A 14313-nucleotide genomic window follows, 5' to 3' on the forward strand; every position below is an offset into this window, starting at 1 on the left:
TCCTTACTCTTCGGGTCTGATGGGGTCGGGGGTCTCGATACGCTTCGCGACTCGACCACCGGATGTGATTCGCTTCTCGACCACCGGCGCACTCAGCCGAAGCCGGCCAGGCGCAGGTACCAGTCGGCGACCGCGGGGCCGCCGACGAGGCCGGCCCACGCGCCGGCGAGCATCCACGGACCGAACGGGATGCCGTCGCCGCGGCGGGCGCGCCCGGTGACGATCAGCAGGATCCCTGCCACGCCGCCGAGCGCGAACGCCGCGAACGCGCCGACCGCGAGCTGGGGCCAGCCGAAGTACCCGAGGACGAGGCCGAGCACGCCGGCGAGCTTCACGTCGCCCATGCCGAGCCCGCCGCGCGAGACGAGCGCGACGACGAGGTATCCGCTGAAGAGCGCGGCACCGCCCAGCAGCGCACGGCCCAGCGCGGCGAGGTCGCCGCCGATGACGGATGCCGCGAACACGAGGCATCCGAGCACCACGGCGGCCCAGCCGACGATCACGTTCGGGAGCCGATGCGTGTCGAGGTCGATGAGCGTCAGCGCGATGCTGACGGCGGCGAGCACCAACAGGATCACGAGGCCGATGCCGACGGCGCCGCCTTCGAGCGGCGACCCGGAGGCGGAGCCGGGGGCCACTGCGGCTCCCCCGGCCCCGCCGGCCACGACCCATCCCGCGATCGCCGCGAACGCGACGCCGGTGAACGCCTCGACGAGCGGATACCTCGCCGAGATCGGCGACCGGCAGTCGCGGCAGCGCCCCGCGAGCAGCAGCCACGAGAGCACCGGCACGTTGTCGCGGCCGCGGATGGGAGACCGGCAGTCCGGGCAGGAACTGCGCGGCGAGACGACCGAGAGCCCTGCGGGCACCCGGTGCACGACGACGTTGAGGAACGAGCCGATCGCGAGCCCCAGCACGCCGACGGTCGCGACGAGGGCCGTGCTGATCGTGAGGAGTGCGGTGGACATCAGTTCGGTGCTCCGTTCGCCCGGAACGCCGCCGCCGTGGAGGCGTACTGCGTCACGCCGTACGTGGTCGAGGTGGGGGTGAGGAACTTGGGCGGTGCGACGTTCCGGAACCGGTCGTCGTAGTTGTAGTCCTTGTCGTAGCCGTTGCCGCCCTGGGTGACGATGCCGCGGAACTTCTGGGCGATCGCGCCGGTGACGATGAGGTCGCCGCGGAAGCCGCCGGTCGAGTAGTTCTGCGCCTGGAACACGTGCGCGACCGACAGGATCGCCGCGTCGATACGACGGTTCCCGGTGCCGTTCGGGTTGATCGGGGTGGAGCTGCGCATCGGGTTCCAGACCCAGACCGAGTTCTGTCCGACGAGCCCGAGCATGTCGTCGGCGGCGTCCGCGTACCGCAGGTCGCCGGTCACGTAGACGTTGGTCGCCGCGAGCGTGATCGCGCCGTTCACGGTGCCGCGCACGAAGAGGTCGCCGCGGTCGCAGTCGTATGCCGGGGTCGACGAGGTGGACTGCGGCGACCCGGGGGCGGTCTCGGTCGTCGCGGTCGTTCCGCCGGAATAGGGGTAGCCGATCCGCGGGGTCGCGCCAGTGCCCTGGCGGTACTCCCACCCCTGCGACGCGCCGCTGCCGGTGCAGCTGAACCGGTCGGGCCGCCAGCTCGAGCTCGACGGGCGGTTCGGGTCGGTACCGGCGGCGCTCGGCACGTCCTGCACGAACACGAGGTTGCTGTCGAGCACGGGGATCGTCGCCCCGGCGTAGGAGTTCAGGGCCGCGATGGAACCGCACGCCGCCGGCGACTGGCTCGAGACCCCTGCCGTGTACGAGGGCTGGGTCACCTTCGTCCACGGCGAGACCACCGTCATCGTGCCGTTCGAGTTGAACAGGATCGTCGTCGGCCCGGTGTAGAGGCATCCGGGCCGCGCGACGGTGTCGGGCAGGTCGACGCGGGTCTCGTTCTTCATCTCGGTGTTCGTCGGCGGCATGCCGACGGAATCGACCGACTGCGGCGGCACGTTCTGGTGCCAGGTCGGATTGCCGCAGCCGCTCGCCCGGCGCCAGTTCGCCGCGCGCGGGTCGGCGGTCGTGACCGGTCCGTTGAACGTCGACTCGCACACGAGCGGGGTGTCGTTCGAATGCAGCGGGCCGTTGATCTCATCACCTGGCATGAACTGGATCTCGGTGCAGTCGCCGTCGTGGCCGGAGCCGACGTGCTCGTACTGCGGCGTGCACGACGACGAGCTGTACAGCGGGTCGGCGAACTCGTAGTCGGTGAAGTAGATGTAGTCGATGAACCCCTTCTGCTTGATGTTCACGACGATGCTGCGGGTCTGGTCGCCGACCCGGCCGGTCGACCGGATGCGGATCGCACCGGTGCGGTCGTAGTCGGCGTTGTCGACCTCGTAGCGGAACCAGGAGCGGCCGTCGGAGCCGGGCACGCTCGCCCAGGCCCCCGCCGCGGTCGCGTCGAACGCCGGGTTGGCCTTCGCGGGCGGCGGCAGTGCCACGCTCGCCGCGCTCCCGTTCGCCACGGTGAACGGCGCCGCCGGGTTGCCGTACTTGACGTAGGTCGCGTCGTTCGAGAGGCGGCTCGTGTACTCGTCGGCCCCGGCGTACGCGGCGGCGAGCGCCGCCGACCAGTCGTTGTCGTGCGCCGACTTGCGCAGGCCCGACAGCGACCAGCTCGCCCCGATCGCGATGAGGATGAGCATGACGAGCGACAGGCCCAGCACCACGGCGAGCGCGGCGCCGTGCTCGTCGCCGCGGAGGCGCGCGAGGAGGCCGGGGCGCGGGCCTCGAGCCGGGCGGGCCGGGCGGTCGGGGCTCCCGTGCGGGTGCGCGTTCGGACTCATGTCGGCTCCCTCAGCCCGAGGTTGGCGAGCGGGATCTCCTGCGTGATGACGACGGGCTGCGCGCCGGGGTCGCCCGGCGGGCGCATCGTGATGGTGACGTTCACGCGCGCCACGAGCGCCCGCTGCGCGGCCGTGAGGCCGGTGGCACCCGGCGTGAGCTCCTCGTTCGTGGCCGCGTTCCCGTCGTCGAGCGTGAAGTACCGGAACACCGGGGTGCCGGCGGCGAGCGTCCCGCCGAGCAGCCGGGTCGATGCCGGCGTCTGGGTCGTCGGGTCGGTGCCGGGGAACACCCAGGTCGCACCCGACGGGTTCGGGTTCCAGCGGCGCTCGCGCAACTGGCCATCGGCCTGCCGCTGGAACTCGACGAGGGTCGGCTTGGGAGGGCGACCGCCCGCCTCGCCGGCCGGGTCGACGCCGATCGTCGCCATCAGCACGATGCGGTCGGTGCGCGCCACGAGGATCGCCGGATCGGGCACCGTCGAACCGGTGCGCGGGTTCGTCGTCGCGAACCGGATGACCGAGCCCAGCTCGTTCGCGGCGTTCGACGCGTTGCCGGTCGACTCGTGCACCTCGCCGGCCTGGTCGGTCGAGCGCACGGTCGCGATGTAGAGGTTCGCGACCATGGTCAGCACGACGCCGATGATGACGACGGCGACGAGGAGCTCGACGAGCGAGAGCCCGGTGTCATCTGCGGCGAGCCGGCGGAGGGGCGCTCGCCGCTCGAGCTGCCGGTCGAACTGCGCCTGCCGATCGAGCTGCGCCTGGCGACGACGGATGCCCCGGCTCACGGCTGCACCCCCCTCGGGTCGAGGATCAGCGAGCCGTTCGCGTCGGGCACGACGCCCTTCGTGAGCAGGGTGACGGATGCCGCGGGCAGCACCACGCGGCCGCCGTACGAGCTCGTCGCGGCGTAGATGCGCCACGTGCCGAACGGCAGCGCCATGCGCGCGGCGCCGGTCTTGTTGTTCGGCAGGATCTCGCCGAACCGGTACTCGAGGGTGCCCGAGCAGGCGGGCTGTCCGGGGGCCGCCGGCGACGACTGGCGGACGGCGACGACGTACCGGTTCGACGAACTCGCCGCCTGCCTGATGTCGACGACGCCCATCGGCACGTCGAGGTTCGGCGCGGTGCCGCCGGGAGCCGCGCCCTGCGCGGGTGCGCGAAGGCCGATGGCGGGCGGGGTCGCCGTCGTGTCGGGCGCCCACGCCTCGGGGTCGTGCACCTCGCACGTCGTGTCGGCGTAGGGACCCGCGAACGCCTGGTAGCCCGCCGGGTACGGGTGCAGGCTGCGCGCGGCCGTGCCGGTGCCGAGCGCCGGCGCGTTGGCGTTACCCGCCTCGGTCACGGGCGAGGCGACGTTCCACACGCCGTTCGCGTTGACGTACGTGGTCGAGAGTTCGGCCGGGTACTCGATCTTCTGGGCCGGCACGGGCGGCGTCTGCGACGGCAGCCGGAGGGCGTTGGAGGCGTAGCGCACCGGGAACGACGACTGCCGGTCGTACTGGAAGGCGAAGGCCGTGGATCCCCCCGCGGTGACCACGCCCGTGCGGGTCGGGTTCGTCGCCTGCGCGAAGTCGATGTACCCGGCCTTGCCGAGCGTCACCGTGTAGGTGCCCGGCGTCACGCCGAGGAGGAAACTGCACCCCTCCACGTCGGTCGGCTCGACGACGACGCCGGCGCCGGGATTCGGCGAGACGGTGAACGAGACGTCCTCCTCGCCGAGCCCGTCGGCGCCCTTGACCGAGACGAAGACGGTGCCCTTGCTCGGGTCGTTGATGCGGCTCGCCGGCGCGAGGATGGTGTCGGTGCGGGCCGGGATGCCGGTCGGCCCCATGCCGGTCCAGGTGACGGTCACGTTCACGCGCTTGTAGCGGAGCGTGCCGCCGGAGGCCGAGCAGTCGGCGTCGCCGCCGCCCTCGCTCACCCACGAGGTCGTGCGCTGGACGGTGAACGTCTCGCCGTTGCTCGTGACGGGCGTCGAGCTGCTGTGGACCTCGAATGGGTCGCCGATCGCGCGGACCGCGTCGATGTCGGATGCCGCGAGGTTCAGGGCCATCTGCCGGGCCTTCGAGTCTCGGGTGTTGGTGAGGGTGAGCGTGACCGAATAGGCCACGCTCACCGCCACGATCGCGAAAACGAGCATCGCCAGCAGCACTTCGACGAGACCGACACCGGACTCATCGGAGTGAAGTCGCCGGACAATGCGGTTCATGCGTTCCTCAGGTTGCAGAGTCGAATGAAAGGATCAACTACAGGTCGCCGCCTTGATCGGTGAAGGGTCGTTCGATCCGAGCGCCCAAACTTGGCCGCTGCCACTCGTGGCCGTCAGGCAGAAATTGCCGCTCGAACTGCTGTAGGCGATGTACGGGTCCGCACTGTTGTAATTGCCTCCCGACGGCTTCTTGAACTCCGTGTTGAATGCCGCCTGGCTCGCGGGGAGCGTTCCGTTGTTCTTGGTCTGGTATGCGACCACGGCGATCTTCGCGTTCGTGAGGTCCGACTGGACGGCAGAGTCCTTCGCGCTGTTCTGGATGCCGAGGTACACCGGGATGGCGATCGCCACCAGGATGCCGATGATGATGACGACGACGAGCAGTTCGATGAGCGTGAAGCCCTTGTCCTCGTCCTTGAGTTGGGCGCGCCGCTCCTCGAGCGACGCCAGGATCCGCTTGATCACGGTGATTCCATTCTTTCGGGTTGCAGCCGGCGGGACACCGGCCTTGCGAGGAGCGTAAGCATGGTGCATCCGTTCGCATATACCCCAAGATGAGGCACAAAATACCTGATCAGAGGCAGATTTTCCGAAGCGCGCGGAAGCGGTGGACGCCGACGGCGTCCACGCGAGAGAACGAGCGGCGTCAGCCGCCCTGCACCGCCGTGGCGATGGTGAAGATCGGCAGGTAGAGGGCGATCACCATGCCGCCGATCACGACCCCGAGGATCGCGATCATGATGGGCTCGATCGTCGCCGTGAGCTGCTCCGAGGCCGTCTCGACCTCCTGCTCGTAGAACTCGGCGACCTTGTCGAGCATGGGCTCGAGCGAGCCCGAGTCCTCGCCGACCGCGACCATCTGGGTCACCATCGGCGGGAACACCTGCTCGCCGGCGAGCAGCCCCGACAGCGGCCTGCCCTGCCTGACGCCCTCGCCGACCCGCACGAGCGACTGCTCGATGACCCAGTTGCCGCTCGTCTCCCCCACGATCTTGAGCGACTGGAGGATCGGCACGCCCGCCCCGACCATGCTCGAGAGGTTCCTCGCGAAGCGCGCGATCGCGACCTTCTTCGCGAGCTTGCCGAACACGGGCGCGCGCAGCTTCCAGGGGTCGACCGCACGCCGCACCCGGGCGGTGTGCCGGTTGCGGGTCCACCACACGAGGCCGATGAGCAGGAGCACCGCCACGACCGGCAGGATCCACACCATCGCGCCCGACAGGGTCACGAGCAGCTGGGTCGGCAGCGGCAGCTCGCTGCCCAGGCCGTCGAACATGTCCGTGAAGATCGGCACGATGAACAGCAGCATCCCGACGACGGCGAACACCGCCATGATCAGCACGATCACCGGATACGTGAGCGCCGAACGGATCGCGGCGCGCAGCTTCACCTCCTTCTCGAAGCCGTCGGCCACCGACGCGAGCGCCCGGTCGAGGAACCCGCCGGTCTCGCCCGCGCGCATCATGCTCACCATGATCGGTGGGAACGTGCGGTCGTACGCCGCGAACGAATCCGAGACGGATGCCCCGCTCTCCACCTCGTCGCGCACCTTCGAGAGGATCGCGCGCAGCGTCTTCGAGTCGGTCTGCGACTCGAGCACCGACAGGGTCCGCAGGATCGACAGGCCCGCGCCGATCATCGTCGCCATCTGCCGGCTCATGATCGCGAGGTCCTTCAGCGGCACCGAGGTGGATGCGCCGCCCAGCGAGATCTCGCGCTGGAGCCCGGTTCCCGGAGGCGCCTCCTCGATCGACACCGGCGAGAGGCCCATGACCGCCATCCGGCCGATGACCGACGACTCGCTCGCGGCATCCATCCGGCCCTTGATCGTCTTGCCCGTGGCATCCCGCCCCACGTAGGCGTACTGCGTCGTCGCCATCAGCGCACCCCCTTCGAATACGCGTCGCCGAAGTCGATGTCGGCGAGATCGCTCGCGTTGCCGCGCGTGACCTCGCCGCCGCGGCGCACGAGGTGCTCGAACGCCTCGGGATCGTGCGCCTTCTCGAGCGCCACGCGCCTCGTGATCACCGCGCGGTCGACGAGCGACGCGAGCGACTGGTCCATCGTCTGCATGCCGAGGTCGCGGCCGCCGAGCATCGCCGACGGCACCTGGTAGGTCTTGCCCTCGCGGATCAGGTTGGCGATCGCCGGCGTCATCATCAGCACCTCGGTCGCGATCGTGCGCCCCTCGCCGGATGCCCGTCGCACGAGCGTCTGGCAGACGATGCCCTGCAGGGTCGCGGCCAACTGCTGGCGCACCTGCCCCTGCTGGTGCGGGGGGAACACGTCGATGATGCGGTCGATCGTCTGCGACGCCGACTGCGTGTGCAGCGTCGCGAACACGAGGTGGCCGGTCTCGGCCGCCGTCAGCGCCGCCGAGATCGTCTCGAGGTCGCGCAGCTCGCCGATGAGGATCACGTCGGGGTCCTGCCGCAGGACGTACTTCAGCGCGGTCGCGAAGCTGCGCGTGTCGGGGCCGACCTCGCGCTGGTGCACGATCGAGCGCTTGTGCGTGTGCAGGAACTCGATCGGGTCCTCGATCGTCACGATGTGGTCGGCCCGCGTGCGGTTGATCAGGTCGATGAGCGCCGCCAGCGTCGTCGACTTGCCTGAACCCGTCGGGCCCGTGACCAAGACCAGCCCGCGCGGAAGGCCGGCGTACCGCTCGACGACCTTCGGCACGCCGAGCGCCGCGAGGTCCTTGATGTCGGCGGGGATCAACCGGAACGCGGCGCCCATCGTCCCGCGATCCATCGAGTAGTTCACGCGGAACCGCGACTCGGGCGACACCGCGAACGAGAAGTCCAGTTCGAGCTCCTGCTCGAACGCCATCTGCTGCTCGGGCGACAGCAGGCTCGTCAGCACCTCCTCGACGCGCACCGCGTCCCAGGCCGGGCCCGTCGCCTGTCGCAACGCACCGTCGACGCGGAACGTCGGCGCGGCACCCGCGGCGATGTGCAGGTCGGAGACGGCCGGCAGCACGACCTGGCGGAGCGCCTCCACGAGCACCGGATCGGCAGCCGCGAGCGTCGCCTCCTCGGCCGGCGTCAACGGCACCACCGAGCCGCTCAGTCCGTCGGCATCCCACGTCGGCACCGCCCGGCGCCCCTCCGGGATGAGCGGATGCTCCGTGTCCGGTGCGGGCACGGCGCCCTCCGGCCAGGCGTGGCGTGCACCGTCGGCATCGCCCGGGGCGGCCCCATCGCCGATCCCCTGCTCGCCGTCCCGACCGGGCGCGTTCCACGCGTCCGGTTCGAACACCTCGTCGGCGCCCCAGCGCCGCTCGTTCGCGTCCATCGACATTCCCTTCCACCCCGCGCGGTCAGACGGCGACCCGCAGGACCTCCTCGATCGACGTGATCCCCGAGCGGACCTTCGCCCACCCGTCCTCCCGTAGCGAGCGCATACCGGCCCGCTTCGCCGCGCCGGCGATCTCGCTCGCCGCGGCCCGCGACACCGCGAGCCGCTCGATCTCCTCACCGACCTCCATCACCTCGTGCAGGGCGATGCGGCCGCGGTACCCGGTCTTCGCGCACGCCTGGCAGCCGACCGCGCCGTACAGCTGCGGCGCCGGGGCATCCGCCTCGAACCTGAACCGCATCGCCGCCAGCTCCTCGATCGGGTGCTCGACCGGCTCCTTGCAGCGGTCGCACAGGCGGCGGGCGAGCCGCTGCGCGACGACGCAGTCGACCGCCGAACCCACGAGGAACGGCTCCACGCCCATCTCGGTGAGCCGCGTCACCGCACTCGCCGCGTCGTTGGTGTGCAGCGTCGACAGCACGAGGTGGCCCGTCAGCGACGCCTCGATCGCGATCTGCGCGGTCTCCCGGTCGCGGATCTCGCCGACCAGGACGATGTCCGGATCGGACCGCAGGATGCTCCGCAGCGCGCTCGCGAACGTCAGGCCGGCCTTCACGTTCACCTGCACCTGGTTGATGCCCGCCATGCGGTACTCGACCGGATCCTCGACGGTGATCACGTTCACCTCGGGCCGGGCGACGGCGTTCAGCGTCGCGTACAGCGTCGTCGACTTGCCCGAACCCGTCGGCCCCGTCACGAGGATCATGCCGTGCGGGCGTCGGAACGAGCGCTCGTACACCGCGAGGTTCTCGTCGCGCAGCCCGAGCTCGCCGAGGTCGAGCGTCGCCTGCGAGTTGTCGAGGATCCGCATGACGACCTTCTCGCCCCACACCGTCGGCAGCGTCGCCACGCGTACGTCGATCTTGCGGCCGCCGGCCGAGGCCGACATGCGGCCGTCCTGCGGCCGCCGGCGCTCCGCGATGTCGATGTCCGCCATGATCTTCAAGCGCGAGATCACGCCGTTCTGGATCGACTTCGGCGCCGACTGCATCTCGTGCAGCACGCCGTCGATGCGGTACCGCACGCGAAGGGACGACTCCTGCGGTTCGATGTGGATGTCGCTCGCGTGGTCGGCGATGGCCTGCGAGACCAGCAGGTTCACGAGGCGCACGACCGGCGCGTCGTCCTCGACGTCGGCGACCGCGAACGCGTCGGCACCCGTGGCATCCTGCTCATCCTCGATCGTCGACGTCAGGTCGTGCATCTCGGTGTCGGCGCGGTGCGTGCGCGCGATCATCGCGAGCACGTCCGACCGCGAGGCCACGAGCGGGCGCACCTCGAGGCCCGACTCCACGCGCACGTCGTCGATCGCGAGGATGTCGCCCGGATCGACCATCGCGACCACGATCACGTCGCCCTCGCGCGCGACCGGCAGCACCGTGTGCCGCCGGCACGTCGCCGCACCGACCAGTTCGGATGCCTCGGCGTCGACCGGATACTCCAGCAGGTCGGCGACGTACTCGACGCCCGCCTGCGCGGCCCTCGCCCGCGCCAACTGCTCCTCCGTGATGACGCCGCGTTCGACCAGGCGCTGCGCGGCGCGGCCGTCGGGGTCCTCGAGGGCGCCGATCTCGTCGAGGTGCTCGATCGACACCTCGGTCTGCAGGATCAGGATCTCGCCGAGTGGGCGCATGCTTGCCTCCGTCGTGCGGGAGGCGCGCGAGGCAGGGCGTCGCGCGGGAACGGGTATGGGGCGTGGAGCGGGCTTTCCTGGGCTTGGGGGAACGGGGGTGCTCACCGGTCCGCGGCGCTCGGGTGCGCCGGAACCGGTGCCGGCCACCGACCCGCGATTCGGGTTCGCGCGTCGGTGCCCGGAGTTCGGGTGAGGCAACCGTAGAGGTGAGTGCGACTCACTCCTATACCCCACAACGGGGAACCCCCGGACGGGGAGCACCCGGTCGGGGGTCGCGCAGACGGGGGGCTTGCAGACGACGAAGGGCCCCGCATCCGAATGGATGCGGGGCCCCGATCACGATCAGCGGCTGCGCCGCCGAACGATCACCGTTCGATCAGGCTCAGCTGTAGTTGCCGGGCGTGAAGTCGTCGCTCGAGAACGCGTCGAAGTCGACGAAGCTGAGGTCGCCCTCGGTGAACGCCGCGTCGTCCGCGAAGATGCGGTTCGGGTACCGCTCCGCCTTCGCCTCCTCCGTGGCCTCCACCGCGACGTTCCGGTACTTCGCGAGACCGGTGCCGGCGGGGATCAGCTTTCCGATGATCACGTTCTCCTTGAGGCCGACCAGCGGGTCCGACTTGCCCTCCATGGCGGCCTGCGTGAGCACGCGGGTCGTCTCCTGGAAGGACGCGGCCGACAGCCACGACTCGGTCGCCAGCGACGCCTTGGTGATTCCCATGACCTCCTGGCGGGCCGAAGCCGTCTTGCGGCCCTCGGTGAGCGCGGCACGGTTGATCTCGTTGTACCGCGAACGGTCGACGAGCTCACCCGGCAGCAGGTCGGTGTCGCCGTGGTCGACGACCGTGACCTTGCGCAGCATCTGGCGCACGATGACCTCGATGTGCTTGTCGTGGATCGGCACGCCCTGCGAGCGGTAGACGTCCTGCACGCCGTTCACCAGGTGCTTCTGCACCTCGCGCACGCCCTTGACCCGGAGGACCTCCTTCGGGTCGACCGTGCCGACGATCAGCTGCTGGCCGAGCTCGACGTGCTGGCCGTCCTCGACGAGCAGCGTCGAACGCTTGAGCACGTTGTACGCGATCGGCTCGTCGCCGTTGTCGGGCGTGAGGATGACCTTGCGCTGCTTCTCGGTCTCGTCGATCGTGATGCGGCCGGCCGCCTCGACGATCGGCGACGCACCCTTGGGGGTACGTGCCTCGAAGAGCTCCTGCACGCGGGGCAGACCCTGCGTGATGTCGTCCGCCGACGCCGAACCACCCGTGTGGAAGGTACGCATCGTCAGCTGCGTGCCGGGCTCGCCGATCGACTGGGCCGCGATGATGCCGACGGCCTCGCCGAGGTCGACCAGCTTGCCGGTCGCGAGCGAACGGCCGTAGCACGCCGCGCACACGCCGACCGCGGACTCGCAGGTCAGGACCGAGCGGACCCGGATCGACTCGACACCGGCAGCGACCAGCTTGTCGATGAGCACGTCGCCCACGTCGGAGCCGGCCTCCGCCACGACCTCGCCCTTCGCGTTCACCGCGTCGGCGGCGAGCGAACGGGCGAACACCGAGTTCTCGACGTTGGGGTCGCGGACGAGCTCGCCCGAGGCATCCACCGCCGCGATCGGCAGCTCGAGGCCCTTCGACGTGCCGCAGTCGTCCTCGCGGATGATGACATCCTGCGAGACGTCGACCAGACGACGCGTGAGGTAGCCCGAGTCCGCCGTGCGGAGCGCGGTGTCGGCCAGACCCTTGCGGGCACCGTGCGTGGCGATGAAGTACTCCGCCACCGACAGGCCCTCGCGGTACGACGAGATGATCGGGCGAGGGATGATCTCACCCTTCGGGTTGTTCACCAGGCCTCGCATACCGGCGATGTTGCGCACCTGCAGCCAGTTACCACGGGCACCCGAGGTCACCATGCGGTTGATGGTGTTCTCCGGGTTCGACGCGAACTCCTCCTGCATGGCCTTGGCGACCTCGTCGGTGGCCTTCGTCCAGATCTGGATGAGCTCCTGGCGACGCTCGAGGTCGGTCGTCAGACCCTTGTCGAACTGGCCCTGGACCTTCGCGGCCTGCTTCTCGTACTTCGACACGATCTCGCGCTTCTGCGGGAGCTCGACGATGTCGGAGAGCGCGACGGTCACGCCCGAACGGGTCGCCCAGCGGAAGCCGGCGTCCTTGATCCGGTCGAGGGTCGCGGCGACCTCGGTCTTCGGGTAGCGCTCGGCGAGGTCGTTGACGATCGCCGAGATCTGCCCCTTGCCGGCCTGCTCGTTGAAGAACGGGTAGTCCACCGGCAGCGCCTCGTTGAAGATCGCGCGACCGAGGGTCGTCTCCATCAGGAACGGCTTGCCGGCCTCGAAGCCCTCGGGCTCGGTGCCCTCGGCGAAGTGCAGCCCCTCGAGGCGGATCTTCACCTTGGCGCCGAGGTCGAGCAGGTGCTCGCCCGGACGGTTCTGGTCGAACGCGAGGATCGCCTCGGCGATCGACGAGAACGCGCGGCCCTCGCCGGCACCGGCGACCTTCTCGGTCGTCAGGTGGTGCAGGCCGATGATCATGTCCTGCGAGGGCAGGGTCACCGGACGGCCGTCCGACGGCTTCAGGATGTTGTTCGACGCGAGCATCAGCACGCGGGCCTCGGCCTGGGCCTCGACCGACAGCGGCAGGTGCACGGCCATCTGGTCACCGTCGAAGTCCGCGTTGAACGCGGCGCACACGAGCGGGTGCAGCTGGATCGCCTTGCCCTCGACGAGCTGCGGCTCGAAGGCCTGGATGCCGAGGCGGTGCAGCGTGGGCGCACGGTTCAGCAGCACGGGGCGCTCGCGGATGATCTCCTCGAGCACGTCCCACACCTGCGGGCGCGAACGCTCGACCATGCGCTTGGCGGCCTTGATGTTCTGCGCGTGGCTCAGGTCGATCAGGCGCTTGATCACGAACGGCTTGAAGAGCTCCAGCGCCATCTGCTTGGGCAGACCGCACTGGTGCAGCTTCAGCTGCGGGCCGACGACGATGACCGAACGGCCCGAGTAGTCGACGCGCTTGCCGAGCAGGTTCTGGCGGAAGCGACCCTGCTTGCCCTTGAGCATGTCGCTCAGGGACTTGAGGGCGCGGTTGCCGGTGCCCGTGACCGGGCGGCCGCGGCGGCCGTTGTCGAACAGCGCGTCGACCGCCTCCTGCAGCATCCGCTTCTCGTTGTTCACGATGATCTCGGGAGCACCGAGGTCGAGCAGACGACGCAGGCGGTTGTTGCGGTTGATCACGCGGCGGTACAGGTCGTTCAGGTCGCTGGTCGCGAAGCGGCCACCGTCGAGCTGGACCATCGGGCGCAGCTCCGGCGGGATGACCGGGACCACGTCGAGCACCATCGCGGCGGGCGAGGCGCCCGTCTGCAGGAACGAGTTGACGACCTTGAGCCGCTTGATCGCGCGGATCTTCTTCTGGCCCTTGCCCTCTGCGATCTGCAGGTGCAGGTCGTCGGCCTCGGCCGCGAGGTCGAAGGACTGGAGGCGCTTCTGGATCGCCTCGGCGCCCATGTAGGCCTCGAAGTACATGCCGAAGCGGTCCTGCAGCTCCTGGAAGACCGAGTCCTCGGGCTTCAGGTCGCCGACCTTGAGGGTGCGGAAGTCCTCCCACACGCGCTCGAGGTGCGCGATCTGCTCGTCGCCCGACTTGCGGACGCCGGCCATCTCCTTGTCGGCGGCGGCCTCGGCGCGCTTGCGCTGGTCGGCCTTGGCGCCCTCGGCCTCGAGTGCCGCGAGCTCCTCCTCCTTGCGGGCCATCAGCGTCGCGATGCGGGCATCGCGCTGCTCGCCGATGGTCTTGATCTCGAGCCGGAGCTCGTTCTCGAGGCCCGGCATGTCGGCGTGACGACCCTCGTCGTCGACGTCGATGACCATGTACGCGGCGAAGTAGATGACCTTCTCGAGGTCCTTCGGCGCCATGTCCAGCAGGTAGCCGAGGCGGCTCGGGACACCCTTGAAGTACCAGATGTGCGTCACGGGCGCGGCGAGCTCGATGTGGCCCATCCGCTCGCGGCGGACGGAGCTCTTGGTGACCTCCACGCCGCAGCGCTCGCAGACGATGCCCTTGAAGCGCACCCGCTTGTACTTGCCGCAGGCGCACTCCCAGTCGCGGGAGGGTCCGAAGATCTGCTCGCCGAAGAGGCCGTCCTTCTCCGGCTTCAGCGTGCGGTAGTTGATCGTCTCGGGCTTCTTGACCTCACCGAAGGACCACTTGCGGATGTCCTCGGCGGTCGCCAGGCCGATACGAAGCTCGTCAAATGTCGTTGCGTCGAGCAATTTCT

At 69.9% G+C, this 14313-nt stretch carries 9 protein-coding genes; all 9 read right to left on the reverse strand.

Annotated elements, in window-relative coordinates:
* Positions 1 to 92: 92 nt before the first annotated feature.
* Complete coding sequence (locus ELQ40_RS14220) at positions 93 to 968, reverse strand: A24 family peptidase (protein ID WP_127794276.1); 876 nt, start codon at positions 966 to 968, stop codon at positions 93 to 95.
* A complete protein-coding gene (locus tag ELQ40_RS14225; protein WP_205649348.1) occupies positions 968 to 2818 on the reverse strand; it encodes a hypothetical protein in 1851 nt (616 codons plus the stop codon). Before ELQ40_RS14225 ends, ELQ40_RS14220 begins: the two co-directional genes overlap by 1 nt.
* Positions 2815 to 3606 (reverse strand): PilW family protein, encoded by a 792-nt coding sequence (locus ELQ40_RS18805; RefSeq protein WP_164863609.1) that lies wholly within the window; start codon positions 3604 to 3606, stop codon positions 2815 to 2817. Before ELQ40_RS18805 ends, ELQ40_RS14225 begins: the two co-directional genes overlap by 4 nt.
* Positions 3603 to 5030 carry a hypothetical protein gene (locus ELQ40_RS18810; protein ID WP_164863611.1) on the reverse strand — a complete coding sequence of 476 codons (1428 nt, stop codon included), beginning with the start codon at positions 5028 to 5030 and terminating at the stop codon, positions 3603 to 3605. Before ELQ40_RS18810 ends, ELQ40_RS18805 begins: the two co-directional genes overlap by 4 nt.
* Positions 5031 to 5063: 33 nt before the next feature.
* Positions 5064 to 5495 (reverse strand): prepilin-type N-terminal cleavage/methylation domain-containing protein, encoded by a 432-nt coding sequence (locus tag ELQ40_RS19340; RefSeq protein WP_305004404.1) that lies wholly within the window; start codon positions 5493 to 5495, stop codon positions 5064 to 5066.
* Between the two features lie 181 nt (positions 5496 to 5676).
* A complete protein-coding gene (locus ELQ40_RS14240) occupies positions 5677 to 6909 on the reverse strand; it encodes a type II secretion system F family protein (protein ID WP_164863613.1) in 1233 nt (410 codons plus the stop codon).
* The gene (locus ELQ40_RS14245) at positions 6909 to 8327 is read right to left on the reverse strand and encodes a type IV pilus twitching motility protein PilT (RefSeq protein ID WP_127794278.1); all 1419 of its coding nucleotides are present in this window, start codon (positions 8325 to 8327) and stop codon (positions 6909 to 6911) included. Before ELQ40_RS14245 ends, ELQ40_RS14240 begins: the two co-directional genes overlap by 1 nt.
* 25 nt (positions 8328 to 8352) lie before the next feature.
* Positions 8353 to 10023: a GspE/PulE family protein gene (locus ELQ40_RS14250; RefSeq protein ID WP_127794279.1), complete on the reverse strand. Its 1671-nt coding sequence runs from the start codon at positions 10021 to 10023 to the stop codon at positions 8353 to 8355.
* Positions 10024 to 10405: 382 nt separating this feature from the next.
* Complete coding sequence (gene rpoC / locus ELQ40_RS14255; RefSeq protein WP_127794280.1) at positions 10406 to 14308, reverse strand: DNA-directed RNA polymerase subunit beta'; 3903 nt, start codon at positions 14306 to 14308, stop codon at positions 10406 to 10408.
* Positions 14309 to 14313 lie beyond the last annotated feature (5 nt).

This window comes from Agromyces sp. LHK192, assembly GCF_004006235.1.
Taxonomy (GTDB): domain Bacteria; phylum Actinomycetota; class Actinomycetes; order Actinomycetales; family Microbacteriaceae; genus Agromyces.

Excerpts from the sequence above, each read along its gene's own strand:
- ELQ40_RS14250 (WP_127794279.1), bottom strand. The coding sequence starts at position 10,023 with ATGCGCCCACTCGGCGAGATCCTGATCCTGCAGACCGAGGTGTCGATC.
- ELQ40_RS14245 (WP_127794278.1), bottom strand. The coding sequence starts at position 8,327 with ATGGACGCGAACGAGCGGCGCTGGGGCGCCGACGAGGTGTTCGAACCG.
- ELQ40_RS18810 (WP_164863611.1), bottom strand. The coding sequence starts at position 5,030 with ATGAACCGCATTGTCCGGCGACTTCACTCCGATGAGTCCGGTGTCGGT.
- ELQ40_RS14240 (WP_164863613.1), bottom strand. The coding sequence starts at position 6,909 with ATGGCGACGACGCAGTACGCCTACGTGGGGCGGGATGCCACGGGCAAG.
- ELQ40_RS14225 (WP_205649348.1), bottom strand. The coding sequence starts at position 2,818 with ATGAGTCCGAACGCGCACCCGCACGGGAGCCCCGACCGCCCGGCCCGC.
- ELQ40_RS14220 (WP_127794276.1), bottom strand. The coding sequence starts at position 968 with ATGTCCACCGCACTCCTCACGATCAGCACGGCCCTCGTCGCGACCGTC.